Here is a 25,905-nt window from a genome sequence, read left to right as displayed (position 1 = left end):
CTGGCATTTTCATAGCGGCTATTTAAGCGGTGCAGGGCTGGATCGGCAACGGGAATGTTTCGGCGTCAAAACAGGGTGCTGTAAAATATAGGCGATATTAACGATTTCCATGTCTATGTCCCGAATATAGACGGGGATATCGGCGAGGGAGTGATTGCTCGCTTTTTACCCGATTTCTGCTTATGTGCGGATATCTGAAGCAAGAGAAACCATGGATGGAAATTCGATGAAAGAGGGCCTTCCTTCCGAATCGTCAGTCGAAACTGGCCAGAAAAACGGTATCGTAACCCGCCGTCGCGCCTTGATGATGGGCGCGATCACGGCCTCTGCAGTGGTCAGTATCAAGCCGGCATTGGCCCAGACCGCGGGTTCGGTGCTCAATTGCGAAATCCCGGTTCCCGGCAACCATGCGGCAGGCGGCTATATCGCAGCCGACGGCACGGTTGTCACGGCCGACACGCCAGGTGCTTTTCCGGCAGCAGGGCGCAATTTTACCGGTGAAGAAGTACTCCAGGCGATGAACGGACGGACGCTTCCGGGCACCTCCTATGACCAGTCGCAGGCCTATGTGAATTATATCCGCCGGCTGCAATCCGGGCAGAGCGGGTTCACATGCTATGCTTCGCTGCAGATGCCGCGCTGATATAACCCACGAATTTTAACGTTTGCCTGCTATCATATCGCTATGTCGTAACAGATTCGCAGGTAATCCATCATGACCCAGAAATATCGGGCTGCGCCGAAAGATGATCTGATCTGGCATGATCTGGACAGCATGATGCTGTTATATCACCGACCGTCCGGAATCACCCATATGCTTGCCGACCCTGCGCCCGCGATAATCGAGGTGATGGACGATGCGCCGCTGACCGCTGGTGAAATTGCAGCACGACTGACGGCATTGTTCGACCTTGAGACCAGCGTGGATGCGGAAGATATAGTGATTGCCCGTCTCGACGAGCTGCGCACATTGGGTCTGGTATCGCGAGTATCCGGCTGATGGGCGGGATGCATCAGATCTTGCTCAAAATCGGACCTGCCGCGTTCCGGATTGCTTCGGCATGGCGTGAGCCGCTGGAACAATTGGAGGCACTATACCAAGATTATCCGCAGCCGACCGGCGAACATGTTGATTTCACGGTTCGTCTTGAACCGGAAAAGCCATGGCGGCGCCATATTCGTCCCTCGGTGCATATCGGCGGTGACTTCTGGCTGCCCGATGCCGCGCCATTGCCGCTAACCCAGGGACTGCTGGCCGCCGAAATGGGCATGAACCTGCAAATGGCGCTTGGCTGGCGAAGGCATTTGCTGCTCCATGCCAGCAGCGTCGAAAAGGAGGGCAAGGCACTGATCATGACCGGCCTGTCCGGCTCGGGGAAATCAACCTTGTCGGGGATGCTGGCCGAAAGAGGCTGGCGGTTCATGGGCGATGAATTTGCCTTGCTCAGCCTGGATACCGGCGAAATTACACCATTTCCGCGCCTTATCAGCCTGAAGAACAAAGCTGTCGAGGCGATGCAGCAGCTGGCGCCGGCGAACCGTTTCGGCCCGGAAATGAAGGCCACGCCCAAAGGCGATATTCGCCATCTCGTCCCGCCGAAAGAAGCGATCGCCCGAATGGATGAAACCGCCAGGCCGGCACTGCTGCTCTTCCCCCGCTTTGGTCATGCCCCCGAATTGCGCGATATGGGGCAAGCGGAGATATTCGTCCGGCTGACCCAGGCTTCGACCAATTATGTCGCGCTCGGCGAGGCGGGTTTTCATGCCTTGACGCGGTTCGTCGATCAGGTCCCTACCAGGGCAATGGATTATCAATCGGTTGAACAGGCGGAAGAACTGATCGACAGCCTGTGGAGCCAGTTGCCATGATGCGCGACGCCCGTCCTTTGGTCGATGCTCTGCGGGAACCGGCAAGCGCCGAGGCGCTGAACGGCAGCCAGTGGACTGACCTGATCAGCATAGCGCGGGCGGAATCCTTGATTGGTTCGCTCGCCCACCGGCTCAAACAAGTGACCGTGCCAGATCGCGTTCGCGCGGTTCTGCAGGATGCCATTGAGGCGCATGATCTGGCGCGCAGTCAGGCTCTGTGGGAAGCGGATTGTGCGCAAAGAGCGCTCGCCGATTATCCCGGCAAGATCGTTCTGATGAAGGGCACTGCTTACGTTGCGGCGAACATGTCCGCCGGCGTGGGGCGCAGCATCGGCGATCTCGATATCATGGTTGCCCGGGAAGATCTGACGGTCGTTGAAACCGCCTTGCTTGACGCCGGTTGGGAATGGGTCAAACCCGATCCCTATGATGATCAATATTATCGCGATCACATGCACGAACTGCCGCCTCTGATTCATCGCGAGCGCGACCGGATGATCGACGTCCACCACACGATTTTGCCGCTGACCGCTGGTCCGACACCGAATGCAGGGGCAATATTGAACAGCGCGGTTCGATTGGACAATGGGCTATATGTGATGGCCCCCGCCGATATGGTGCTGCATTCCATCGGCCATTTGTTTGCCGACGGCGATCTGGCGGGCGGCTTGCGGAATCTGTGGGACATCAATCATCTGCTGCGGGACTTTTCTGCAGCGGACGAGGAATTCTGGGCGCAGTTGGATAGTCGCGCAAAGGTTCACGGGCTGGTCGACGAACTGGCGCGGGCGTTGCGCCTTGCCGCCGCGCTATATGATACGCCGGTTGATCCTTCTCTGGCTGGCCGCCCTGCGTTGACTGACTCTCTTTATGTTCGTCGTTTGCTTGCCCGCGACGGATATGGTCGCGAAACACGCAAATTTACCCGCTTTGCATTCTATGTCCGTTCCCACTGGCTGCGGATGCCACCTTTGATGCTGGCGCGGCATCTGTGGACCAAATGGCGAAAAGCCGGAAAGCCGTAAAATAAGACCCGCCATTAGGTAAATAAACGGGCTGGCTTAAGCCCGCTTTGCATGGCATTAACCGCTGCAAATGGCCATGAAGTGGCCGCTATAGACCAACTTTTCCCGGAGAATTTCGATGTCAGATCGCCCGCTAGCCGCAATCATATTGGCCGCCGGACAAGGCACCAGGATGAAGTCGGGAAAGCACAAGGTGCTGCACCCGATTGCCGGCAAGCCGATGCTCCACCATCTGCTCGATACAGTTGATTCTATCGGCGTCGAGCGCACTGTCATCGTCGTTGGTGCGCGCCGTGAACAGATAGAGGCAAGCGTCGAGGGCCGCAATGTCGCGATTGCGGTGCAGGAAGACCAGCTCGGCACCGGCCATGCGGTGGCGCAGGCGCATGACGCGCTCAAGGGCTTCGCCGGAGATGTGCTGATCCTATATGGTGATGTCCCGATGGTCAGCGCCGACACCATGCGCGACATGATTTTCCGTCTGAACAATGGTTCCAAGCCACGCGCGGTGGTCTTGGGCTTCCGTCCGGATGATGCAGGCGCTTACGGCCGGATCATTGCCGATGATCAGGGCGAAATCGAGAAGATGGTCGAGTTTAAGGACGCCAGTGACGCCGAGCGCTCGGTAAACCTGTGCAACAGCGGCCTGATGGCGGCGCGCTCGACCGATCTATTCATTTTGCTCGACCAGATCAGCAACGACAATGCAGCGGGTGAATATTATCTTCCGGACATCGTCATGCTGCCGGGACAGAAAAGCGCGGTCATCGAAGTCGATGATCCAGCCGAGGTCGCTGGTGTGAACAGCCGCGCCGAACTGGCCGCGGTCGAAGGCGAGTGGCAGGCCCGTCGTCGCGAAAAAGCGATGGCCGATGGCGTCAGCCTCATTGCGCCGGATACCGTCTGGTTCTCCCATGATACGGAAATTGCTGCCGATGTCGTGATCGAACCGAATGTGATTTTCGGCCCCGGCGTTTCCGTCGCATCCGGCGCCAAAATATACGGCCATAGTCATATCGAAGGCGCGACCATCGGACCCAACACAAATGTTGGTCCCTTCGCCCGCCTGCGCCCCGGCGCGGTGATGGAAGAAGGTTCTAAAGTCGGCAATTTTGTCGAAATGAAGAAAGCGACACTGGGCAAGGGTGCCAAGGCCAACCACCTGACCTATCTCGGTGATGCCGAAGTGGGCGAGGGCGCCAATATCGGCGCGGGTACGATCACCTGCAATTATGACGGCTATTTCAAATATAAGACGATCATAGGCAAAGGCGCGTTCATCGGCTCGAACAGCGCGCTGGTGGCGCCGGTGACCATTGGTGACGGGGCGATTGTCGGGGCAGGGGCGACGGTTACCAAGGATGTGGCGGCCGGCGATCTGGCCTTGGTTCGTGCGGAGCAGACGGCGAAGGCGGGCTGGGCTACGAAATTTCGTAGCGCTATGCTGAAGAAGAAGGCAGGGAAATGAAGCTAAATTATAGAACATTTAACAGCTTAGCATTGTTACTAATGATTTTTGGCTGTTCTGAATCTGATCAAAGCACTGATGAAGATAATTTAGCATCATCGCCGATTGAAGAGCAAATGTGGGTCACTTCTGAGCGGCTGGATCGCCGAACATGTCCTTCCGATAACTGTGGTGTTGTAGGGCGTTTGTTCTTTCGGGAATCAGCAAAAGTCCTAGAAAAAGAGGATGGATGGGCACGGATTACTGAAGCGTACAATGCATCCTGCACCGCCGGAGTTAGCAAATACATTGACGAAGGTCGACAAGAATGTTCCCAAGAAAATGGGATAATCGATGGAAAATTTGCTGAATGGGTGAAGCTGGACAATTTGTCTACTGAGCGTCCCGCTGATCCAGCGCTTACAGCAAATGCTGATGATAGTTTAGTCGCACAGTCAGATGACTTTTTAAAATATCGGAAGTCGTTTGTGAGTCTGGCTTCGCAATTGATTGCGGATGGCCGTTGCACTGCCGACGACTTTAACCAAATGGGTGGGTGGGTAAAATCTGTGACTCAGTATCGCAACGAACCAGTATATTTTACTTATTGCGGCGGAATGAATTCAGCTAACAAGGTTTACATTAACGCTGAAACAGAAAAAGTAGTTTATTGACATGATATCATGATATGATATCATTATTTCATCATGACCCGAATCCTCGCTGACCTTCCCGAAGACGATGTTAAATGGCTGGACGCGCAAGCGGCGGAGCTGGGCAAGTCGCGGGCGCAGTTGCTGCGCGAGGCGGTAAGCGCCTATCGTTCCGAAGCGCCGAAAGATTGGCTCGATATTGGTTTTGGTGCGTGGAAAGATCGCACGGACGTCGGCGATTCTGTCGATTGGCAACGGCGCGAGCGGGCAAGCTGGACGCGACCATGGGACGATGATTATGAAGCGGTGAAGGCTGAATTCCCAGATCTCTTCGATGAAGAAGATGACCGGCAACGGCAAATCTATATCAACATGCTGGCCGGACAATATCCCGCGCCGAAAAAGCCTTCCTCCCAGTGAGCGGCTTCACCTTCGATTCCAATATCATTATCGATGCGTTTGCGGGCTATGAACAGGCCCGCGCGGAAATCAGGCGTGCGACCGAAGGCGGCTCACGCCCCTGGGTCAGCCGCATGGTCTGGATAGAAGTATTGTCAAAAGGCACCGAGGAGCAGCTGCGCCGGGCATCAATTCTTCTGTCCGGTTTCGGAATTGACGAGATTGACGAGGAAATTTCTGAACGCGCTGCCGCGTTGCGCCGCCAGCGACCCCGGCTAAAATCGCCCGACGCCATCATCCTCGCGACCGCGATGACACGCGGTCGTGTTCTGGTAACTCGTAATATAAAGGATTTTCCTGCAAATATGCCGGGAATCCGCGTACCCTATACACTTTAGTAGAAAGCCCGAAAACCATGTGCGGAATTATTGGAATTGTAGGCAACCAGCCTGTCTCGGATCGTTTGGTGGATGGTCTGAAACGGATGGAATATCGCGGCTATGACAGCGCCGGTATCTGTACCGTGCATAATGGCCAGCTGATCCGTCGCCGCGCCGAGGGCAAACTGGGCAATCTTGTAAACGTCCTCAAAACCGATGATGCCGCTGGCAATATCGGTATCGCGCACACCCGCTGGGCGACGCACGGCGCGCCTACGACAAGCAATGCCCATCCTCATGCGACCGACGAAGTGGCGCTGGTGCACAATGGCATTATCGAGAATTTCAAAAGCCTGCGCGAGGAACTGAGCGCGCGTGGACGGTCGTTCGAGAGCGAGACCGATACCGAGGTGGTTGCGCATCTGGTCAGCGAACAGGTCGAAGCGGGGAAATCACCGGAAGAGGCGGTCAAAACTGTTCTACCTCTGCTTAGGGGTGCATTCGCGCTGGCGATTGCTTTCCGCTCGCAACCCGATTTGCTGATCGGCGCGCGTCTGGGTTCACCCCTGGTGGTCGGCTATGGCGACGGCGAAACTTACCTGGGGTCCGATGCGCTGGCGCTGGCTCCCCTGACCCAGAAAATTGCCTATCTCGAAGAAGGCGACTGGGTCGTCATCACCCGTGAAGGTGCCGCCATTTATGACAAGGACAACAACGCCGTAGAGCGCGAAATTACGACATCCGGTGTCTCGGCTGCAGCCATTGAAAAGGGCAATTACCGCCATTTCATGCAGAAAGAGATTTTCGAGCAACCCACGGTGGTCGCCCAAACCCTGCAAAGCTATATCCGTCCGCTGGAGCAGCAAGTGGCGCTGCCACAAATGGATTTCGATCTGCGCGATATCAAGCGGGTTACCATCGTCGCCTGCGGGACCAGCTATTATGCGGGTATGGTGGCGAAATACTGGTTTGAGACCTTCGCCCGCGTGCCCGTCGATCTGGATTTCGCCTCCGAATTCCGCTATCGGGATCCGGTGCTCGAGGCCGGCGGTCTCGCGCTGTTTATCTCCCAATCGGGCGAGACTGCCGATACGCTGGCGGCATTGCGCCATTCGAAAGAAAACGGTCAGAAGATCGCGGTAGTCGTCAACGTCCCGACCAGCAGCATGGCCCGCGAAGCCGATCTGCTGCTACCTACCCATGCCGGCCCGGAAATCGGCGTTGCCTCGACCAAGGCCTTCTCCTGTCAGCTAGCCGTCCTGGCGGCGCTCGCAGCGCATCTGGCTGTGGTGAAGGGTAGAATGACCCGCGACGAGGAACGCGATGTCGTGAAACATCTGACCGAGGCTCCCGCAGCTTTAAACGCCGCTCTAGACCATGATGAAGATATTGCAGGCATAGCGCACCTGATCGCACCGGCGCGGGACGTGCTCTATCTCGGTCGCGGCCCTGAATATCCACTGGCCCTGGAAGGCGCGCTCAAGCTCAAGGAAATCAGCTATATCCATGCCGAAGGCTATGCCTCTGGCGAGATGAAACATGGTCCGATTGCGCTGATCGACGAAGCTGTACCGGTCATCGTGCTCGCACCATCGGGGCCTTTGTTCGAGAAAACAGTATCGAATATGCAGGAAGTGATGGCGAGAGGCGGAAAAGTCGTACTGATCTCCGACGCAGAAGGCATAGCCGAAGCCGGAGATGGCTGCATGGCGACGATCGAAATGCCGAAAGTCCATCCGCTGATCGCGCCACTGGTCTATGCTGTGCCGGTGCAATTGCTTGCTTATCATGTAGCAGTCGCCAAAGGGACCGATGTCGACCAGCCTCGCAATCTCGCGAAATCAGTAACGGTAGAATAGTCATGGCATCAAATCCCTCCCTCGTCTCCGTCGAGACCGCAAGCGGCAAGTTCCAGCAGACGGTTACGGTCGGAAAACATGTCTTCCTTGCCGATGAACCCGAATCATTCGGCGGCACCGACAGCGGTCCGTCACCTTATGACCTGCTGCTCGCGGCGCTGGGCAGTTGCACGTCAATGACGATGAAAATGTATGCCGACCGCAAGGGCATTGCGCTTGAAGCCGTGCATATCGTGCTCGAGCACAGCCGCGAACATGTCGACGACTGCTTGAGCTGCAATAATGACGACAACCGTATCGATGTGATTGACCGGTCGATCGTCCTGCAAGGCGACCTGACCGACGAAGAACGCCGGAAATTGCTGGAAATCGCGGAGAAATGTCCGGTGCACAGGACATTGGAAAACCGCATCGACATTCACACCACCGAAGTGCGGGACTGATCCGACAGCAGAAAAGATAAGCGGCTGGCGAGCGCTGAACTTGCCAACCCTGCCTGTGTCGCATAGCTGTTTTTATGAAGCGGAGACCGGTGATTGTCTGACAGAAAAATCAATATTTGGCTGGATGCGGGCCTGATCGATGCGGAATCTGCGCAGCGTATCCGGGAATATGAAGCCGATCGGTCACGGCCTCTGGGGCTCTGGTCGCTGATCGGACTGGGCGCTCTGGCCATCGGCCTGGGCATCATCTCGCTGGTAGCAGCCAATTGGGATGACATCCCCGGAATGGTCCGGCTTGCGGTTCACGGACTTCTGATCGCCGGCCTTTGCGCGGCAGTCTATCTCCTTCAGCCACGCAAGGGCTTTCTCGGCCTCTATTTGAAGGACGTATTGCTGTTCGTCCTTGCGGTTCTGGGTTTGACCTTTTTCGGCCATCTTGGCCAAGTCTACCAAACCAGTTCGCCCTTGTGGCAACCGCTGGTGATCTGGCTTTTGCTCTTCTCGCCGCTTCTGCTGCTGACCGGCCGCGGCTGGCTGATTTCCATGCTCTGGATGGTCGGGCTTCTCGGCACAGCGCTCACCTATCTGGGCTGGTATTTTCAACAGACCGATGCACCGCAATCATTCTATTTGGCAATGATCACCAGTATGCCGGTTTTCGCTCTGGTCTTTGCGGTATTCATGCGCAAAATCAGTGCGAGACAGGCTTTCTGGAAGCAGATCGGGCAATTTGCGCTGGCCGCATTTGTCGCAGCTGTTAATCTCAAGTTGATGGCAGACAGTGTGAGTGCAGGCGGCTTTCTGGGTTCGGAAGACTATGTCAGCGATATAGCCGCTATCCAGCTTGTGCTCTGGAGCGTGGCAGCGCTGCTGATCTATAGCTTCAATCGTATCGCCACCGGTGCCAGCATCGGCGGAATTTTGATCGCTGCGGCAATCATCAGCTTTGTCAGCAGTATCGCGCAATCCAGCGAACCATTGGGCAACGCGATATTGTTCATGGCATTTTGGGCCGCAGTTGGCTGGAGTGCGATATATTCCGGATGGCGAAACGTGTTTCAGGTGGTTGTCGCGATCATCGCGCTGCGCCTGATCGTCTTGAGTTTCCAGCTGGCCTATGATCTTTTCAGCAGTGGATTGGGCCTGATAATCGCGGGTTTGATTACCATCGCCATTGCCGTGCTGGCCTATCGTGTTTCCAGGGTTCTCGCTCCCACCAAAATTTCCGCTGGCGAGCAGGATGACGAAGGGGACGATCAATGAACCGCTATCGTCAACTCTTCCTGCCGCTTGCGCTGCTGTTGCCGCTGGTCGGACTGGGCCTGATCTGGTTGATGACGGATCGGGAATCGCGACAGGGAACGGAATGGGATGTGCCGATTGCCGGCTATGACCCGCGCGATTTGCTGCGAGGACATTATGTACAGTTTCGGTACGACTGGCCCGCCGTCGGGCAGGAAGATATTCCGATATGGTCCGCCTCGCGAAAAAGCCTGTGCATCCGGGGCACTGCGCCAGATATCGACAGCGTGGAAGTGCTCGATATCTCCGGTTTCAGCGAACAGATGGAAAGCAGCTGTGATGCCACGGCAAAGGCAAATCCGTGGAGCGAAGAAGGCAATGATGGGCTGATCCGCGACCGCATTTACGTCCCTCAGGAAGAAGGGCGTGACTATGACAGGAAGCTCGCCAATCCACGATTGCAGGGCATCGTGCGCATTCGCATAAACAATAGCGGTTTTATCACTCCGCTTTCGCTGAGCTTTCAGCCGCGGCCCGAGGACGATAGTGAACAGGAGAATGTGCAGTGAAGGCCAGTATATCCGGCGGTTGCCATTGCGGAGCCGTCCGCTTTGAAGCGAAAGTGGAAAAAGCGCCGGAAATGCTCGACTGCAATTGCTCGATCTGCGCGCGGACCGGCTTTCTGCACATGTTCGCGCCACATCAGGATTTTACCCTGCTGAAAGGCGACGTGGATCTTACCAGCTACAGATTTGGCAGCGGGCAGGCAGAGCATCTGTTCTGCAAAATTTGCGGCGTCAAAAGTTTTTATCAACCCAGATCCCATCCGGATAGCTGGAGCGTAAATTATAACTGCCTCGACGCCGGCCATGATCTGCAGCCGAAGATCATCAAATTTGACGGACAGAATTGGGAATCGTCGAAAGCCGGTTTGGCATAGAAGGCGAGCCAAATTGCTCTGATTAAAAAACGGCCCGCGGGACAATCCCACGAGCCGTTTCTGCAGATGCTAGCTGAAAATCAGGCCAGATCAAATCGATCGGCGTTCATGACCTTGGTCCATGCGGCAACAAAGTCGCTGACGAACTTCCGTTCATGGCCGCTTTCGGCATAGACTTCGGCGATCGCCCGCAGTTGCGAATTGGAACCGAAGACGAGATCGGTCCGCGTCGCTGTCCACAATTGCTCGCCGCTTTCACGATCGCTGCCGATGAACTGCTCGTCGCTGCTCGTGTCGACGACCTTCCAGGCTGTCTTCATATCGAGCAAATTGACAAAAAAATCATTCGTCAGCTGGCCGACCCGGCCGGTCAACACGCCATCCTCGATATTGCCGGCATTGGCGCCAAGGACGCGCAATCCTCCGACCAATACTGTCATTTCCGGCGGACTAAGCTGCATCAGCGCCGCGCGGTCGAGCATCAGTTCCTCGGTCGGCACCGAATGTTTGGTCGACAGATAGTTGCGGAAAGCATCCGCCTTGGGTTCGAGTGGATCAAAGCTGTCCGCATCGGTCAGTTCGTCGGTGGTGTCGCCGCGACCGCCGGTGAACGGCACGTCGATGGCGAATCCGGCATCTTTCGCGGCCTTCTCGACCGCTGCCGTGCCGCCGAGCACGATCATGTCGGCCATAGAGATCGGGCTGTCGCCCTTGATCTCTTCGAGCTTGGACAGGACTTTCGCCAATTCCGCCGGATCATTGACCGCCCAGTCTTTTTGCGGTGCGAGACGAACGCGCGCGCCATTGGCACCGCCCCGGTGATCTGAAGCGCGGTAGGTTGCGGCCGAAGCCCAGGCACCTTTCACCAGCTCGGAAACGGTGAGCCCGCTGCCGAGGATTGCCGCTTTCATGTCGGCAACTTCGCTGTCGGTCGGAACATGACCGGCGGGAACAGGATCCTGCCAGATCAGGTCTTCTGCTGGCACTTCCGAACCGAGGTAGCGGATCTTCGGCCCCATGTCGCGGTGGGTCAGCTTGAACCATGCGCGGGCAAAGGCGTCGGCAAAGGCGTCCGGATTGTCGCGAAAATGCTCCGAAATCTTGTGATAGGCGGGATCGACCTTCATCGCCATGTCGGCGGTGGTCATCATCGTCGGCACCTTTTTGGTCGGATCGTCCGCAGCCGGTGCCATATCTTCCGGCCTCTGGTCGATCGGCTGCCATTGCTGGGCACCGGCCGGGCTGTGCACCAGCTCATATTCATAATCGAGCAGCATGTGGAAATAGTTCATCGTCCACTGGATCGGGGTCGGCGTCCACGCGCCTTCCAGACCGGAAGTGATGGCATGTCCGCCGACACCGCTCTCATATTTGCTGTTCCAGCCAAAACCTTGTGCGGCAATATCCTCGCCCTCCGGTTCGGCACCGAGCAGGGCGGCATCGCCCGCACCATGGCACTTGCCGAACGTGTGGCCGCCAGCGGTCAGCGCGACGGTTTCCTCGTCGTTCATCGCCATACGGTCGAAGGTTTCACGAATGTCGCGGGCGGACAGCGCCGGATCGGGATTTCCGCCCGGGCCTTCCGGATTGACGTAGATCAGGCCCATCTGGATCGCCGCCAGCGGATTTTCGAGAACCTTGTCCTCTGCAATCCGGGTTTCGGCACCGGTGTTGACCCATTTTTCCTCGGTGCCCCAATAGATGTCCCGCTGCGGTTCATAGGTGTCGGTTCGACCGCCACCGAAACCGAAGACCGGACCACCCATGGATTCGATGGCGACATTGCCGGTCAGCACGAGCAGGTCGGCCCAGCTGATCTTCTCGCCATATTTCTGTTTGATCGGCCAGAGTAGCCGGCGCGCCTTGTCGAGATTGGCATTATCGGGCCAGCTGTTGAGCGGGGCGAAGCGTTGCTGGCCTTCACCGGCACCGCCGCGTCCATCAGCGGTGCGATAGGTACCGGCCGCGTGCCAGGCCATGCGGATGAAGAACGGGCCATAATGACCGTAATCGGCAGGCCACCAGGGCTGGCTGTCGGTCATCAATGCCGTGAGGTCTTTCTTCAGCGCTTCAAAATCGAGCGACTTGAAGGCTTCGGCATAGTTGAAATCGGGGCCCATCGGGTCGGACGACATGCCGCCCTGGGTCAATATTTCGAGCTGGAGCTGGTTGGGCCACCAGTCGCGGTTCTGCCGGCCAAGCAGGGCGCGTACGCCGCCGTCAAAGCCCATCGGGCAACCTTCTGGGGAACCGATTGTTTTCATATCCATTTGAACGTCTCCTTTGCTGGTGCTGCGTGTCCGTCGCCAGTCACCGATGCCTTTGCCTACGATGTGGCGATGGACCGGCTAAACAAATTATCCCTGTCTCTGTGATCAGAATAGTCACTCAGGTCGATCGTTAGCGCAATGGCGGTCACCGCATTCTACCACGATTGACCGGCTTCACGAAGCGGCATATAAGGGCCGCCTGTTTCGAGAGGCGGCCAACCGGGTCGCCTTTTCTTTTTCGGTTTGCGTCCAATTGTTGGAAGGAAAGTAAGATGACGATTACCCCGCTCATGCCCGTATATCCCCGGTGTGGTTTTCGTCCTGTGCGAGGCGAGGGGGCCTGGCTTATTTCCGAAGACGGTTCCCGGGCGCTGGACTTCGCCAGCGGCATAGCGGTCAATCTGCTCGGCCACGGCCATCCGCACCTGACCAAGGCGATCCAGGATCAGGCCGCAACCCTGATGCATGTCTCGAATCTCTACGGTAGCCCGCAGGGCGAGAAATTCGCCCAGCGCATCGTCGACACGACATTCGCCGATACGGTATTTTTTACCAATAGCGGCGCGGAAGCGGTGGAATGCGCGATCAAGACCGCGCGCGCCTATCATCAGTCGGCTGGCAGCGACCGGTTCGAGATCATCACTTTCAAAAACGCCTTCCATGGCCGGACAATGGCAACAATTTCGGCTTCCAATCAGGAAAAAATGCACCACGGTTTCTCGCCACTGCTCGCCGGATTCAAATATGTCGACTTCGACGATCTGGCAGCGGCTGAAGCGGCGATCACGGACAAGACCGCTGCGTTTCTGGTTGAACCGATCCAGGGCGAGGGCGGTGTGCGCCCTGCCTCTGACGAATTCATGAAGGGCCTGCGCGACCTAGCTGACAAGCACGGCATCTTGCTAGCCCTGGACGAGGTGCAATGCGGCGTCGCGCGCACCGGCGCGCTTTATGCTTACGAACTCTACGGCATCAAGCCTGACATCGTCGCGAGCGCCAAGGGTATTGGCGGCGGTTTTCCGCTGGGCGCTTGCCTGGCGACAGAAGACGCCGCACGCGGCATGGTGCCTGGCACTCACGGCTCTACCTATGGCGGTAATCCACTCGCTATGGCCGCCGGCAATGCGGTCTGGGATGTGGTTGCCAATGACGAGTTTCTCGAAAACGTCCGGACGACCGGCGAGAAACTGCGCGCCGCGATCGAGCAGTTTATCGGCAATTATCCCGATCTGTTCATCGGTGTCCGGGGCAAGGGTCTGATGCTCGGCATGATGATGAAGCAGGAGGCGCGCAGCTTCGTTGCCCATCTCCGTGATAATCATGGTCTGCTGACCGTGGCAGCCGGAGACAACACCCTGCGGATATTGCCGCCGCTGAATATCGATGACAATCATATCGCGACCTTCATTGAAAAACTCTCGGCCGGTGCGGCTGATTATCAGGCACCTGAATCATGAGCCGGCATTTTCTCAATCTCGCCGATGCGGGCGGAGACGCCATTGCAGCGATGATCACCGATGCGATCGACCGGAAAACGGCGCGCGCTGGCTGGCCCAAGGGAAAGCCGGATGCCGACAAACCGCTGGCCGATCATGTGCTGGCGATGATTTTTGAAAAGAGCAGCACGCGAACGCGCGTATCATTCGACGTTGCAATCCGCCAGCTTGGCGGCTCCAGCATCGTCATGGACAGCGGCTCTATGCAACTCGGGCGTGGCGAAACAGTCGATGACACGGCCAAGGTCCTGTCCCGCATGTGCGACGCGATCATGATACGCACCGACGACCATGCGAAAATCGAGCAAATGGCAGCCAATGCCAGCGTGCCGGTGATCAATGGCCTGACCGATCTGTCGCATCCCTGCCAGATTGTCGCCGATCTGCTGACTCTGGTGGAACATGGGAAATCATTGCCGGGCCTTGAAATAGCCTGGCTGGGTGATGGTAATAATGTGCTCAACAGCATCGTCGAAGCCGCCGGGCTGATGAAATTCAATGTCCGGATCGGCTGCCCCGAAGGCTATGAATCGGACCCAGAGTTCATCAAAGATGCTCGGGCTGCAGGCGCGAACATCACTATCCATCGAGACGAGAACGAAGCCGTTGCAGGCGCGGATGTAGTCGTGGCGGATACCTGGGTGTCGATGGGGCAGGAACATGCGGAGGCCAAGCTTGCCGCAATGATGCCCTATCAGGTCAATGATGTAATTATGGAACAGGCCAAGCCGGACGCCTTGTTCCTGCATTGTCTGCCGGCGCATCGCGGCGAGGAAGTCATGCCTTCGGTTATCGATGGCCCCCAATCGGTTGTCTGGGACGAAGCGGAAAACCGGATACACGCGCAAAAATCCGTGTTGCGCTGGTGCTTCGGCCAGATCTGATGGTGGAATTAGCTCTAACAGACAGCATATTATCCTTTGCGATCCCGGCGAAAAATTGTCGGGGACGAGTGGTTCGTCTGGGCCCCGCGCTCGACGAAATCCTGTCGGCCCATAGTTATCCGCCAGTGATCCGCGATATTCTGGCTGAGGCCGTTTGCCTGACCGCGATGCTCGGTGCGCTGTTGAAGGAAGAAGGCTCGCAACTGACTTTGCAGGCCCAGACCGAGGCTGGTGTAATCAGCCTGCTTGCCTGTGACTATAAGGATGGCGCCCTGCGCGGTTATGTCGAATTCGACCGCGAACGGCTCGCCGCCCAGCCTGTAGGACCGAGCCTGATGGCGCTATTTGGCAAAGGCTATCTCGCGATCACCTTCGATCTGCCCGAACCGCGTGGTCGCAATCAGGGGATCGTACCGCTGGAAGGGGGCAGCCTGTCCGAAGCGGTGCAGAATTATTTCTTCCAGTCGGAGCAGATCCCGACGCTGATCCGCGTTGGCGTTGAAGAGATTGCCGGCAATATTTCTGCCGGCGGGCTTCTGGTGCAACATTTGCCAGAAGGCGAGGAAGGTCGCGAACGGCTCCACGCCAAGCTGGATCATCCGGAATGGGAACATGTAGCGATCATGGGCGGCAGCGTGCGGGCTGCAGAATTGACCGACAGGATGCTACCGCTCGAGGACATATTGTGGCGGCTTTTCAGCGAGAGCGACGAAGTGAGAGTTTTGAGCGGTAAAGCGTGCGTTAAGGGATGCCGCTGTAATGAAGAGCATATCAGGGACGTAATCGCACGTTTCCCGAAGGAAGATAAGGACGATATGGTCGACGAACAGGGTGATATCGCGATTGATTGTGCATTTTGCAGCAAGACTTTCACGATTACGGGCGCCAGCCTGAACAACTGAATGCCGTCAAAAATAGGGCAATCACGCGCGATTGTCGAAAAAATCCTATCGATGGACACAATTAGCGACAATATTCGCCGTATTTCGGGAATATCACTACATTTGCAGAAACCATTCACGCGAACGAACATGACAGGAGAATATGTATGAAAGGCTTGAAACTGATCAAAATCATCAGCGGAACAGCCGCCGTCCTGTCGGGGTTTGCGATTCCTGCTCCTGCACAGACCCCCGGCATGGCTTTGCTCGATGGGTTGATGCAGGGCGAGTGGACACTGAAAGAGCGTGGTTCGCGCGGGCCGGGCAAGAAAGTGTGTCTGGGAAACCCCGAATTGCTGCTGCAAATTCAGCATGGCAACGCAAATTGTACGCGTTATGTCATCGAAAATGGTCCGAAGAAGCTTCGGGTCAGCTATAAATGTGGCAATGCGGGCCAGGGCGTTACCGAAATCAAACAGGAATCCAGCACTCTGGTGCAGATTTTCTCTCAGGGCATCCGCAACAACGCGCCGTTTTCCGTCAATGTAGAAGGCCGCCGTACGGGCAGTTGCTGAACCAGTTTTGCGTGCAAAACTTGCGCCGCGCGAGCAAGGTCATTAGCGGGGCGCATCATGACTTCCGAATCGAAAACAGCAATCATCTTATTGTCCGGCGGACTCGACTCGATGGTGTCGGCGGCGATTGCCGCCGAACAGGGCTATCGGCTGATCGCGCTCACCGTCGACTATAACCAGCGGCACAAGGTCGAATTGCAATCCGCGCAGAAAATCGCGTCGAAGCTCGGCGTGGCCGAGCATATCGTCCTGCCGCTCGACCTGAGCCGTTTTGGCGGATCGGCGCTCACCGCCGATATCGATGTACCGAAATCGGGGGTGACCGATGATATTCCGGTGACTTATGTGCCGGCGCGTAACCTGATTTTCCTGTCGCTGACTCTCGGTCTCGCCGAAGCACGAAACGCGCGGGATATTTTTATTGGCGTGAATGCGCTGGATTATTCCGGTTATCCGGATTGCCGACCCGAATTTATTCAAGGATTCGAGAGACTGGCCGATCTGGCGACCAAGGCCGGTGACCAGGGCAGCGGCTTTCATATACAGACGCCTCTGCAACATATGACCAAGGCGGACATCGCCAGGGAAGCGATCCGGCTGGGTCTGGACCCGGCCTGGAGCTGGTCCTGCTACGATCCGACCAAAGACAATCTGCCCTGCGGGCTTTGCGACAGCTGCCGCCTGCGGCAAAAGGGATTTGAAGAGGCTGGCATAGTCGACCCGACGCGATACGCAGCGCTATGAGCTATGCGGTCAAAGAAAGATTTCTGACCCTGCAGGGCGAAGGCGTGCATGCCGGACGCCGGGCGGTGTTCGTCCGCTTCGCCGGCTGCAATCTCTGGTCCGGGCTGGAAAAAGACCGCGCCACCGCAATCTGCCAGTTTTGCGACACGGATTTTGTCGGGATGGACGGCGAGGGCGGCGGACGGTTCCGGACAGCCGGTGATCTAGCCACCGCTGTCGCCGAAACATGGGACGGTGACCGCGAATCGCGATTCGTGGTACTGACTGGCGGCGAACCGATGCTGCAGGTGGACGATGAATTGATCGATGCGCTGCACGCCGAAGGATTTTTCATCGCCATCGAATCGAACGGGACGCTGGCGGTGCCGCGAACCATTGACTGGATCTGCATCAGCCCGAAAGCGCAGAGCGAGACGGTCCAGCGATCCGGCGACGAACTGAAACTGGTCTGGCCACAGGACGATAGCGATTGGCAAGGCATGGAAGGCTGGGATTTCGCCAACCTTTTGCTACAGCCGAAAGATGCAATTGCCGATCCCGCTGCAAGCCAGGGCCATCTCGAACAGGCGATCGCCTTTGTGCAGGCCCATCCGAAATGGCGTCTGTCGTTACAGACTCACAAGATTATCGGACTGGCCTGAGACCCTATTCGGCCGGTTTTTCAGCCGAATCGCCTTCGTCTGCCGATGCATTTTCTTCTTTCTTGTCAGACGATTCGCCGGTCTCTTCGCCGGTCGCGTCGACTTCCTTGATAGTATCGACATCGACCATCTCGTCGCTGATCGTGCCGTCGATAACATCGACATCGTCCATCTGGGTTTCTGTAACGTCGCCGGAATCGGGCGCGTCATTGCCCGAACAGGCAGAGATGGTCAGTGCGACTGCTGCGGCAGCGGCGATTCTGGCAAATTTATACATAATCTTGTCCTCTCGTCGTGGATGGGTGACCGCAGCTTCATAGCCTGCAATCAGTCCTGATCAATCGCTTCGAGGAAACCGCCAACCGTTTTCTGCAACGCTTCGTCAAACTCCTGAAGCTTTATCGCGATACCCAGTTGGGCAAGGCTGGTCACTGGATATTCGCTGATGCCGCAAGGGACGATGCCGCCGAAGTGGCTGAGGTCGGGATCAACATTGACCGAGAAGCCGTGCATCGTCACCCATTTGCGGATCCGGATGCCGATTGCGCCGATCTTGGCTTCCTGTCCGTCAGGTGTATCGCACCAGATACCGACGCGGCCTTCGACGGCCCGGGCCGCGACGCCAAATTCTGCCAGCGCGGCAATCACCCAGTCTTCCATCGCATGGACATAGCCCCGGACATCGGCATTGCGTTTCTTCAGGTTGAGAATCACATAACCCACCCGCTGGCCCGGACCATGATAGGTATGGCGGCCCCCGCGACCCGTGTCATAGACGGGAAAGGCCTGGCTCAACAGCTCCGCCGGATCAGAGCTGGTGCCAGCGGTATAAAGCGGTGGATGCTCGAGCAGCCAGATCAGTTCCTTCGCATCACCTGCCTGAACCGCGGCGTTGCGCTGTTCCATTTCGGCGAGCGCCTCCGGATATTCGATCTTTTCCGACGCAACGCGCCATTCGATGTCTTTGGGACCATTCATAGAAATTTCGTGCACTTTTGCTGACCGGGTGGCAAGGGCTGGCGAGACAGAAATGGATTTGGGAACGAAAACATGAAGCTCGACTATATGCAATGCTGGAATGGTGCGATGGCCCTGCTCTTAGCGCATAAAGAGGCTATCCTTGCGATTGCCGGCGTTTTTCTCTTTCTGCCGACTCTGTTGTTCGCGCAATATGTCGCTCCGCCTGTTTTGACCGGCGATGAAGATGCAAATGCGCTAGTCGCCGCCTATTCCCTCTATTTCAACGAAAATGCGCTTGCTATCCTGGCATCCAATCTTGTGATGGGCTTCGGCGGACTGGCGATCTATTTCGCGCTCGTTCCGTCGCGCAGCCATACTGTGGCCGAAAACCTGGCCGCGGCGCTGAAATTCTTTCTGATCTATCTTCTCGCCAATCTGCTTTCCGGCCTGGTCATTCTGCCCGGCCTTCTGCTGTTCATCCTCCCCGGCCTCTATCTTAGCTGCCGGTTCGTTCTGATCCCGGTGATCCTTGCCGATCAGCAGGAGCGCAGTCCGGTGGAGTTGCTGAAGCAGAGCTGGTCAATAACCCGGGATAATGGCTTTTCGATCCTGCTGTTTCTGGCGATCATCATGGTCGTCGGCGGGATTACACTCAACGTACTGGAAGCGGTGACCGGCGTCGTGGTCGGGCTTGCTACCGGCGGCGAGGGCTGGATGTTGATATTGAATCTTGTCGCTTCGCTGGTCGGGACGATCTTTCAGCTGATAATCTATGCCGTGATTGTATCCATCTATATCGAACTTACCGGTCGCCGGGCGGGTGCGGTCTAGAGGCTATTCGAATATCGGCACATGCGGCGCGGCTGATTTTGGCAAATAGCCGGTCAGGCGCGGATCTTCCATCATATCGATTTGCTGCCTGAAGATGCGAAAGCCGCATTGCTGGTAAAAGGGCAGGGCCCGCGGCGAATCCTGGGTGCAGGTATGCAACCAGACCCGCTCGATATCTTCCCGCCACGCCAATTCCAGCGCCTGATTCATCATCCAGCGGCCATGGCCCCTGCCGTTCATCGCCGGAACCAGCCCGAAAAACGCGATCTCGCACTGGCCGGGCACGCGGAAATCCAGCTCGATAAAGCCGACCGGCTCTTCATCGTCGCGAACGATCGAGATTTCGACTGCAGGATCATCAAGAATCGGCTTGAGTTCATCTGCATCCATTAACAGCCGCGATGTCCACAGCCAGGGTTCTCCAACCTTGCGGAACAGCGCACAATAATCCGCCACCGGCGGATTTGGCCAGCTTTCCAGTATAAGGCTCGATTCGGTTGCTGGCAGCGCAGGTCTTGCACGCATCTCGAGATGGGTGATGATGGTCGCAACATGGCCCTTGGGAATGTCCTGCGGTGCCATATTCAGCTGTTCAGACCCATTTGGCTTCGGGTGGCAGGCTCATCAATATCGCATCGACATTGCCGCCGGTCTTCAGCCCGAAAGTCGTGCCCCGGTCGTAGACCAGATTGAATTCAGCATAGCGACCGCGCCATTCCAGCAGTTGCTGTCTTTCCTCATCCGACCATTTCATATCCATGCGCTTGCGCACCAGTTTCGGGAATATGTCGAGAAAAGCCCGGCCGACATCCTGGGTGAAGGCAAAATGCCGATCAAAATCCGATTCCTTGTCGAGTTCGATATGGTCGTAGAAGATCCCGCCGACGCCGCGGTGCACCTTGCGGTGGGGAATATAGAAATAGTCATCCGCCCATTTCTTGAATCGGGGATAATATTCCGGATTATGAGATGCACAGGCGGAACGGAACCGCGCGTGAAATTCCTCGGTATCCTCGTCATAGACAATCGCGGGGTTGAGATCGGCGCCGCCGCCGAACCAGCGCTTGGTCGTGCACAGGAACCGGGTGTTCATGTGCACAGCCGGGACATGGGGGTTTGCCATATGTGCAACCAGACTGATTCCGGTGGCAAAGAATCGCGGATCCTCTTCCGCGCCGTTGATCTGGGCCTGAAATTCTTCGCTGAACACGCCGTCTACCGTCGAAATATTCACGCCGACCTTCTCGAATATCTTGCCCTTCATCAGGCCCTGGGTGCCGCCGCCTCCCGGGCTGCCATCGGGATTTAGCCGATCCCAGGGGATATAGTCGAACTTGGCATCGCTGCCGGCTTCGGCTTCTATCTTTTCAAATTCCGCACAAATCTGGTCGCGCAGTTCCTTGAACCACGTCTGACTTGTGCGCTGCTGATCATCCAATCCTGAGGTCATTCCGGAAATTGTCCTGTTTGTCTAAGTGCTTCACCCAAAGCCATGCCAGCCGATACCGCGAGATTCAAGCTACGCATGCCCTCTCTCATCGGGATCGTGATTCGACCATCGCATTGCACATGTATAGTCAGGGGAACTCCTGATCCCTCCGATCCGAATAACAAAATATCATCCTTGCGATAGGCGAAGTCGTAATGCGGCGCATCCGCCTTGCTGGAAAGCAGGATAACCCTTGATTTCCGGGAATCAACGCTCGCACGGAACGCATCCCAGTCGGCATGGCGTGTATATTCGACATGCTCGAAATAATCCATTCCGGCACGTTTCAAACTTCGATCGCTAAACGGAAAACCGCAAGGTTCTATGATATCGACTGCGACGTTCAGACACGCGCAAGTCCTTAAAATCGTTCCTAAATTTCCCGCAATCTCGGGTTGATATAATGCTATCCTCATGGTTCGGGCACCTTGCGCGGGAAGTGAATGTTTGGTCAATCGAAAATTCCCTGTTGGCAAACCCTATCCTTCGCGGCTATCAGGCGCGCAATTCACTGCCTGTTCAAACTGCTGTTAAGCGGTGTGGGACGTTCAGGCGGTCTTGGGGTCATAAATTTTCTATAGGGCTTGTTTGCATGGCAACGGTTGAAACAGCTGATACGGCAGTCGCAGAAGAAGGCGGCGTTCGCCGCCGGGACTTTATCAATATAGCAGCAGTGAGCTTCGCTGGTGCCGGGGCGGTGGCGACGGTTTTTCCGTTGGTCAACCAGATGAACCCGAGCGCCGACGTTCTCGCGTTGTCATCGATCGAGGTTGATATTTCCGCGATCGAAACCGGTCAGTCGATCAAGACCAGCTGGCGCAAGCAGCCAATCTTCATTCGCAACCTGACGGAAGCGGAAATCGGCCAGGCCAATGCGGTTGATGTCGCCGGTTTGCGCGATCCCCAGACCCTCGCCGAGCGGACAACCGCCGGCAAGGAAAACTGGCTGATCACTCTGGGTGTTTGTACCCATCTCGGCTGCGTGCCGCTGGGTGCAGCGCAGGGCGAAGTAAAAGGTGAGTTTGGCGGCTATTTCTGCCCGTGCCACGGATCGCATTATGATACGGCCGCCCGCATTCGCAAAGGTCCGGCTCCGAAAAATCTCGAAGTACCGGAACATGAATTCCTATCAGACACTGTCGTGAAAATCGGCTAAGGGGCAGAAGAAAAATGAGCTTTCCTTGGGCAAAACAATATACACCAACAACTGATTTCGGTCAGTGGATGGACAAGCAGCTTCCGCTGCCACGGTTCGTCTACAACAGCGTTGGTGCTGGCTATCCCGCGCCACGCAATTTGAACTATATGTGGAACTTCGGTTCGATGGCCGGCCTGTTTCTGGTTATCCAGATCGTTACCGGCATCATCTTGGCCATGCATTATGCAGCCAATGCCGAAATCGCATTTGATTCCGTCGAACATATCATGCGCGACGTGAACAGCGGCTGGATGATTCGCTATGCGCACGCCAACGGCGCAAGCTTCTTCTTCATTGCCATCTATCTTCATATCGGCCGCGGTCTTTTCTACGGCTCTTACAAGGCGCCACGCGAAATGCTGTGGTTGCTCGGTGTCGTTATCTATTTGCTCGCTATGGCGACCGCATTCATGGGTTATGTTCTGCCATGGGGGCAGATGAGCTTCTGGGGTGCCAAGGTGATTACCGGCCTGTTCGAAGCCATTCCGCTGGTCGGCAAGCCGATCCAGGAACTGCTGCTTGGTGGTTTCGCTCCGGACAATGCCGCTTTGAACCGTTTTTTCTCGCTCCACTATCTGCTGCCATTCGTCATCGTCGGCGTTGTCATCATGCATATCTGGGCGCTGCACATTCCGGGTTCTAACAATCCGACCGGTGTAGATGTGAAGGGACCACAGGATACGGTTCCATTCCATCCTTATTATACCGCGAAGGACGGATGGACGATCGGACTGGCGTTGATTTTCTTCACCGCGCTGATGTTCTTCCTGCCAAACGCTCTTGGCCATGCCGATAATTATATCCCGGCCAACCCGCTTTCCACGCCGGCTCATATCGTTCCGGAATGGTATTTCTGGCCCTGGTATGCGGTACTGCGTGCCTTCACATTCGACTTCCTCTTCATTCCGGCGAAACTGCTTGGTGTGCTGGCGATGTTCTCGGCAATCCTGGTCTGGTTCTTCCTGCCATGGCTCGACAAATCACCGGTACGTTCGGGCAGCTTCCGCCCCAAGTTCAAGATCTTCTTCGGCATCCTCGTAATCGATGTCCTGGTCCTGGGTTATTGTGGCGGTGCGCCGGCAGCGGAACCATTTGTGATGATCAGCCAAGTCGCCGCAGCCTATTATTTTGCGCATTTCCTGATCATATTGCCGCTGTTGTCGCGGATGGAAAAGCCTGAGCCTTTGCCGAACAGTATTACGGAATCCGTAACCGGCAAGCCACTCAACACTGCCAGCTAAGAATTAGGGACCTGTCGTAATGGTAAGAATTTTCGGAATCTTGATTGGCCTGTTCTTTTCAGGTTGGCTCTTGGTCTCATTTGGAATGGGGGCAAAAGAATATATCACGAACCCGCCAGCGGAAACTGCAGAGCATGAGTTCCATCTGGAAGCGAAGGACATTTCCTTCACTTCGGACGGTCCGCTCGGCAAATTTGATCGCCAGCAGCTGCAACGCGGTTTCCAGGTGTTCAAGGAAGTCTGCTCGGCCTGTCACTCGATCCGTCTCGTCGCTTTCCGTAATCTGGAAGAAATCGGCTATAACGAAGACGAAGTGAAGGCGATTGCAGCCAATTGGGCGATCCAGACCCCGGATATCGATCCGGCAACTGGTGAGATGTCCACCCGCGCACCGCTTCCTGCAGACAAGTTCCCCAAGCCGTTCGCCAATAATGTTGCTGCCGGTGCTGCAAACAATAACGCGATCCCGCCAGACCTTTCACTGATCACCAAGGCGCGTGAAGGCGGGGCACCTTATATCTACTCGCTGCTGACCGGCTATAAGAACCCGCCTGCGAACTTGCCCGATGCAAACAAGCCGGGACCGGGACTGCATTATAATCCCTATTTCGCCAACCTGAACCTGGCGATGGCACCACCGCTGGCGGCTGAAGACATGGTCTCTTATTCGGACGGTACCAAGGCCAGCATCGAACAGATGGCAGAAGATGTTTCCGCCTTCCTGATCTGGACTGCAGAGCCCAAGCTCGAAGAGCGGCATCAAACTGGCTGGGCGGTTATCGCCTTCCTGCTGATCGCGACGATCCTCGCCTATCTGTCCTACCGGACAATCTGGGCGGACGTGAAAGCGGAAAAGAAAAAGAAAGCGGCCTGAGGCTGATTGCCTTCACCGCAGATGATTAGAAAAGCCCGCTTCGTGCGGGCTTTTTTATGTCTGGCAGAAATCTAGCTTGCGAGGACCGAATTGATCGCCCGCTTCCACCCTGCCAGCCGCAAATCTCTGGTCTCGGGATCGATAGACGGTTCGTGCACATCCAGCCCCGATATCATCACCGAAGCCGCTTCGAGCGATGGATAGATGCCGCACCCGACCGCCGCGAGCATGGCTGCACCGAGCGCCGTGGTCTCGAAAAACTCCGGTCGTTCTACGGTGATATCGAGAATATCGGCGAGATCCTGCACCATCCAGTCATTGGCGACCATGCCGCCATCGATCCGCAAATTCTGCCAGTCAACGCCATCGGCGGAAAAGGCGGTCTTAAGGTCATTACACTGATAGGCCGTCGATTCCAGCGCAGCGCGGGCGATGTGGGCCTTTTTCGACGCGAAGCTGAGGCCGGATATCGTCGCGGTCGCGTCTGCCCGCCAATGAGGTGCGCCCAAGCCCGACAGGGCAGGGACCAGATAGACCCCGCCATTCTCGTTGACCGAGCGCGCCAGCTCTTCGCTTTCTCCGGCAAATTTCAACAAGCCGATATCGTCACGCAGCCACTGGATCAGACTTCCGGCGACAAAAATGGCGCCTTCCAGCGCATAGATCCGCTTGCCCTCATATTGATAGAGTATGGTGGACAACAGGCGGTTGTCGGAGCGCGGCGGCGTCTCGCCGCTGTTGGTCAGGATAAAAGCGCCGGTTCCGAATGTCGCCTTGGTCTGGCCGACCTCGAGGCACGCTTGACCGATGGTCGCGGCCTGTTGATCGCCCGCAGAACCGCAAATCGCAATAGCGCTGCCAAACAACCCCGCAGCAGTCGCGCCAAGATCGCCGGCGCAGTCGACGATGCTCGGCAGAGCCGCTCTCGGAATGTCGAAGAGCGCAAGCAGCTCGTCATCCCAGTCTTCACCATCCAGCGCCAGCAGCATGGTTCTGCTGGCGTTGCTGGCGTCAGTAACATGCTCGCCACCGGTCAGCCGGTAGATGAGATAGGAATCGATCGTGCCGAACGCCAGATTGTCCCCCGCAGCGCGCACTTCAGGACAGTTGTCGAGCATCCAGCCGATCTTGCTACCCGAGAAATAGGGGTCAAGCAGCAAGCCGGTTTTGGCCTGTACCATCGGCTCGAGGCCGTCGGCTTTCATCCGGTCGCATTTCCGCGCGGTCCGGCGATCCTGCCATACGATCGCCTTGCAAAGCGGCTCGCCGGTGCGCTTGTCCCAGGCCACTACGGTCTCGCGTTGATTGGCAATGCCTATGGCGGCAATCTTGTCGGCGCCGCCGACCTGCTCGATCATTTTCTGGCAGCACCGCAACGTCTTGTCCCAGATTTCTTCCGCATCATGCTCGACCAGACCGGGAGCCGGATAATATTGCCGCAATTCTTCCTGCTGCGAGCCTTGCAATTTGCCGTCGACGCCGAACAGCATCGCCCGCGTCGATGTCGTTCCTTCATCGATGACCAATATATGCTGTGCCGCCATGATCCGCTCCCTTATTGCCC

Annotated in this window: 29 protein-coding genes and 1 pseudogene; 23 read left to right on the top strand and 7 right to left on the bottom strand. The window is 56.6% G+C overall.

Annotated elements, in window-relative coordinates; genetic code table 11:
- Positions 1-226: 226 nt before the first annotated feature.
- The 13 genes from ACWFTY_RS10785 (at position 227) to ACWFTY_RS10725 (ending at position 10,257) form a co-directional block, all read left to right on the top strand.
- The gene (locus ACWFTY_RS10785) at positions 227-643 is read left to right on the top strand and encodes a hypothetical protein (protein WP_447524227.1); all 417 of its coding nucleotides are present in this window, start codon (positions 227-229) and stop codon (positions 641-643) included.
- A 72-nt stretch (positions 644-715) separates the two neighbouring features.
- Positions 716-1,000, top strand: coding sequence for an HPr-rel-A system PqqD family peptide chaperone (locus tag ACWFTY_RS10780; RefSeq protein ID WP_447524226.1), 285 nt, complete (start codon positions 716-718; stop codon positions 998-1,000).
- Between the two features lie 8 nt (positions 1,001-1,008).
- Positions 1,009-1,869, top strand: a complete 861-nt coding sequence (locus ACWFTY_RS10775) for an HprK-related kinase A (protein WP_447524225.1) — start codon at positions 1,009-1,011, stop codon at positions 1,867-1,869.
- Positions 1,869-2,894, top strand: a complete 1,026-nt coding sequence (locus ACWFTY_RS10770; RefSeq protein WP_447526882.1) for a nucleotidyltransferase domain-containing protein — start codon at positions 1,869-1,871, stop codon at positions 2,892-2,894. The genes ACWFTY_RS10775 and ACWFTY_RS10770 overlap by 1 nt, the downstream gene beginning before the upstream one ends.
- A gap of 118 nt (positions 2,895-3,012) precedes the next feature.
- Positions 3,013-4,362, top strand: coding sequence for a bifunctional UDP-N-acetylglucosamine diphosphorylase/glucosamine-1-phosphate N-acetyltransferase GlmU (gene glmU / locus ACWFTY_RS10765; protein WP_447524224.1), 1,350 nt, complete (start codon positions 3,013-3,015; stop codon positions 4,360-4,362).
- Positions 4,359-5,015, top strand: coding sequence for a hypothetical protein (locus ACWFTY_RS10760; protein WP_447524223.1), 657 nt, complete (start codon positions 4,359-4,361; stop codon positions 5,013-5,015). Before glmU ends, ACWFTY_RS10760 begins: the two co-directional genes overlap by 4 nt.
- Positions 5,016-5,048: 33 nt before the next feature.
- Positions 5,049-5,414 (top strand): ribbon-helix-helix domain-containing protein, encoded by a 366-nt coding sequence (locus ACWFTY_RS10755; protein WP_447524222.1) that lies wholly within the window; start codon positions 5,049-5,051, stop codon positions 5,412-5,414.
- A complete protein-coding gene (locus ACWFTY_RS10750) occupies positions 5,411-5,791 on the top strand; it encodes a PIN domain-containing protein (RefSeq protein WP_447524221.1) in 381 nt (126 codons plus the stop codon). The genes ACWFTY_RS10755 and ACWFTY_RS10750 overlap by 4 nt, the downstream gene beginning before the upstream one ends.
- A gap of 17 nt (positions 5,792-5,808) precedes the next feature.
- A complete protein-coding gene (gene glmS, locus ACWFTY_RS10745) occupies positions 5,809-7,632 on the top strand; it encodes a glutamine--fructose-6-phosphate transaminase (isomerizing) (protein WP_447524220.1) in 1,824 nt (607 codons plus the stop codon).
- Between the two features lie 2 nt (positions 7,633-7,634).
- Positions 7,635-8,075 carry an OsmC family protein gene (locus tag ACWFTY_RS10740; protein ID WP_447524219.1) on the top strand — a complete coding sequence of 147 codons (441 nt, stop codon included), beginning with the start codon at positions 7,635-7,637 and terminating at the stop codon, positions 8,073-8,075.
- Between the two features lie 93 nt (positions 8,076-8,168).
- Positions 8,169-9,338 carry a DUF2157 domain-containing protein gene (locus ACWFTY_RS10735; protein ID WP_447524218.1) on the top strand — a complete coding sequence of 390 codons (1,170 nt, stop codon included), beginning with the start codon at positions 8,169-8,171 and terminating at the stop codon, positions 9,336-9,338.
- Positions 9,335-9,886: a GDYXXLXY domain-containing protein gene (locus ACWFTY_RS10730; RefSeq protein WP_447524217.1), complete on the top strand. Its 552-nt coding sequence runs from the start codon at positions 9,335-9,337 to the stop codon at positions 9,884-9,886. The genes ACWFTY_RS10735 and ACWFTY_RS10730 overlap by 4 nt, the downstream gene beginning before the upstream one ends.
- Positions 9,883-10,257 carry a GFA family protein gene (locus ACWFTY_RS10725; RefSeq protein WP_447524216.1) on the top strand — a complete coding sequence of 125 codons (375 nt, stop codon included), beginning with the start codon at positions 9,883-9,885 and terminating at the stop codon, positions 10,255-10,257. Before ACWFTY_RS10730 ends, ACWFTY_RS10725 begins: the two co-directional genes overlap by 4 nt.
- A gap of 80 nt (positions 10,258-10,337) precedes the next feature.
- Here ACWFTY_RS10725 and katG read toward each other — a convergent pair whose 3' ends face one another.
- Complete coding sequence (gene katG, locus ACWFTY_RS10720; RefSeq protein ID WP_447524215.1) at positions 10,338-12,527, bottom strand: catalase/peroxidase HPI; 2,190 nt, start codon at positions 12,525-12,527, stop codon at positions 10,338-10,340.
- A gap of 272 nt (positions 12,528-12,799) precedes the next feature.
- On the opposite strand from katG, the gene ACWFTY_RS10715 reads away from it, so the two are divergent.
- The 6 genes and pseudogenes from ACWFTY_RS10715 to queE all read left to right on the top strand — a co-directional run bounded on the left by ACWFTY_RS10715 (position 12,800) and on the right by queE (position 17,748).
- Positions 12,800-13,984, top strand: coding sequence for an acetylornithine transaminase (locus ACWFTY_RS10715; RefSeq protein ID WP_447524214.1), 1,185 nt, complete (start codon positions 12,800-12,802; stop codon positions 13,982-13,984).
- Entirely contained in the window at positions 13,981-14,907 is a 927-nt protein-coding gene (gene argF / locus ACWFTY_RS10710; RefSeq protein WP_447524213.1) for an ornithine carbamoyltransferase, read from the top strand. Before ACWFTY_RS10715 ends, argF begins: the two co-directional genes overlap by 4 nt.
- The gene (gene hslO / locus ACWFTY_RS10705) at positions 14,907-15,809 is read left to right on the top strand and encodes an Hsp33 family molecular chaperone HslO (RefSeq protein ID WP_447524212.1); all 903 of its coding nucleotides are present in this window, start codon (positions 14,907-14,909) and stop codon (positions 15,807-15,809) included. Before argF ends, hslO begins: the two co-directional genes overlap by 1 nt.
- 146 nt (positions 15,810-15,955) lie before the next feature.
- On the top strand, positions 15,956-16,363 hold the full coding sequence (locus ACWFTY_RS10700; protein WP_447524211.1) for a DUF3617 domain-containing protein: 408 nt from the start codon (positions 15,956-15,958) through the stop codon (positions 16,361-16,363).
- Positions 16,364-16,408: 45 nt separating this feature from the next.
- A pseudogene (gene queC, locus ACWFTY_RS10695) lies at positions 16,409-17,107 on the top strand (7-cyano-7-deazaguanine synthase QueC); the annotation flags it as partial.
- Entirely contained in the window at positions 17,104-17,748 is a 645-nt protein-coding gene (queE, locus tag ACWFTY_RS10690) for a 7-carboxy-7-deazaguanine synthase (protein WP_447524210.1), read from the top strand. The pseudogene queC and the gene queE, both read left to right, overlap by 4 nt.
- Positions 17,749-17,752: 4 nt before the next feature.
- On the opposite strand, the gene ACWFTY_RS10685 is transcribed toward queE, so the two are convergent.
- Both ACWFTY_RS10685 and lipB read right to left on the bottom strand, forming a co-directional pair.
- Positions 17,753-18,025 carry a hypothetical protein gene (locus ACWFTY_RS10685; RefSeq protein WP_447524209.1) on the bottom strand — a complete coding sequence of 91 codons (273 nt, stop codon included), beginning with the start codon at positions 18,023-18,025 and terminating at the stop codon, positions 17,753-17,755.
- 50 nt (positions 18,026-18,075) lie between these two features.
- Positions 18,076-18,726 carry a lipoyl(octanoyl) transferase LipB gene (gene lipB, locus ACWFTY_RS10680; protein ID WP_447524208.1) on the bottom strand — a complete coding sequence of 217 codons (651 nt, stop codon included), beginning with the start codon at positions 18,724-18,726 and terminating at the stop codon, positions 18,076-18,078.
- A 72-nt stretch (positions 18,727-18,798) separates the two neighbouring features.
- Here lipB and ACWFTY_RS10675 point away from each other — a divergent pair, with 72 nt between their 5' ends.
- Entirely contained in the window at positions 18,799-19,539 is a 741-nt protein-coding gene (locus ACWFTY_RS10675; RefSeq protein WP_447524207.1) for a hypothetical protein, read from the top strand.
- Positions 19,540-19,542: 3 nt separating this feature from the next.
- Here ACWFTY_RS10675 and ACWFTY_RS10670 read toward each other — a convergent pair whose 3' ends face one another.
- The 3 genes from ACWFTY_RS10670 to ACWFTY_RS10660 are packed head-to-tail and all read right to left on the bottom strand — an operon-like array spanning position 19,543 to position 21,444.
- Positions 19,543-20,121, bottom strand: coding sequence for a GNAT family N-acetyltransferase (locus ACWFTY_RS10670; RefSeq protein WP_447524206.1), 579 nt, complete (start codon positions 20,119-20,121; stop codon positions 19,543-19,545).
- Positions 20,122-20,131: 10 nt separating this feature from the next.
- A complete protein-coding gene (gene hemF / locus ACWFTY_RS10665; RefSeq protein ID WP_447524205.1) occupies positions 20,132-20,989 on the bottom strand; it encodes an oxygen-dependent coproporphyrinogen oxidase in 858 nt (285 codons plus the stop codon).
- Positions 20,986-21,444: a tRNA (cytidine(34)-2'-O)-methyltransferase gene (locus tag ACWFTY_RS10660; protein ID WP_447526881.1), complete on the bottom strand. Its 459-nt coding sequence runs from the start codon at positions 21,442-21,444 to the stop codon at positions 20,986-20,988. The genes hemF and ACWFTY_RS10660 overlap by 4 nt, the downstream gene beginning before the upstream one ends.
- Positions 21,445-21,620: 176 nt before the next feature.
- On the opposite strand from ACWFTY_RS10660, the gene petA reads away from it, so the two are divergent.
- From petA to ACWFTY_RS10645, 3 genes are read left to right on the top strand one after another with little or no spacing between them, the layout of a single operon-like run.
- Positions 21,621-22,184 (top strand): ubiquinol-cytochrome c reductase iron-sulfur subunit, encoded by a 564-nt coding sequence (gene petA, locus ACWFTY_RS10655; RefSeq protein WP_447524204.1) that lies wholly within the window; start codon positions 21,621-21,623, stop codon positions 22,182-22,184.
- 14 nt (positions 22,185-22,198) lie between these two features.
- Positions 22,199-23,467, top strand: coding sequence for a cytochrome b (locus ACWFTY_RS10650; RefSeq protein ID WP_447524203.1), 1,269 nt, complete (start codon positions 22,199-22,201; stop codon positions 23,465-23,467).
- Between the two features lie 19 nt (positions 23,468-23,486).
- Positions 23,487-24,341, top strand: coding sequence for a cytochrome c1 (locus tag ACWFTY_RS10645; protein ID WP_447524202.1), 855 nt, complete (start codon positions 23,487-23,489; stop codon positions 24,339-24,341).
- A 71-nt stretch (positions 24,342-24,412) separates the two neighbouring features.
- On the opposite strand, the gene glpK is transcribed toward ACWFTY_RS10645, so the two are convergent.
- Entirely contained in the window at positions 24,413-25,885 is a 1,473-nt protein-coding gene (gene glpK, locus ACWFTY_RS10640) for a glycerol kinase GlpK (RefSeq protein WP_447524201.1), read from the bottom strand.
- Between the last annotated feature and the right edge of the window lie 20 nt (positions 25,886-25,905).

This window comes from Parasphingorhabdus sp. NYA22, assembly GCF_976973735.1.
The sequence above is the reverse complement of the archived record's forward strand: the minus strand, read 5'-3'. Positions and strand labels throughout refer to the sequence as shown.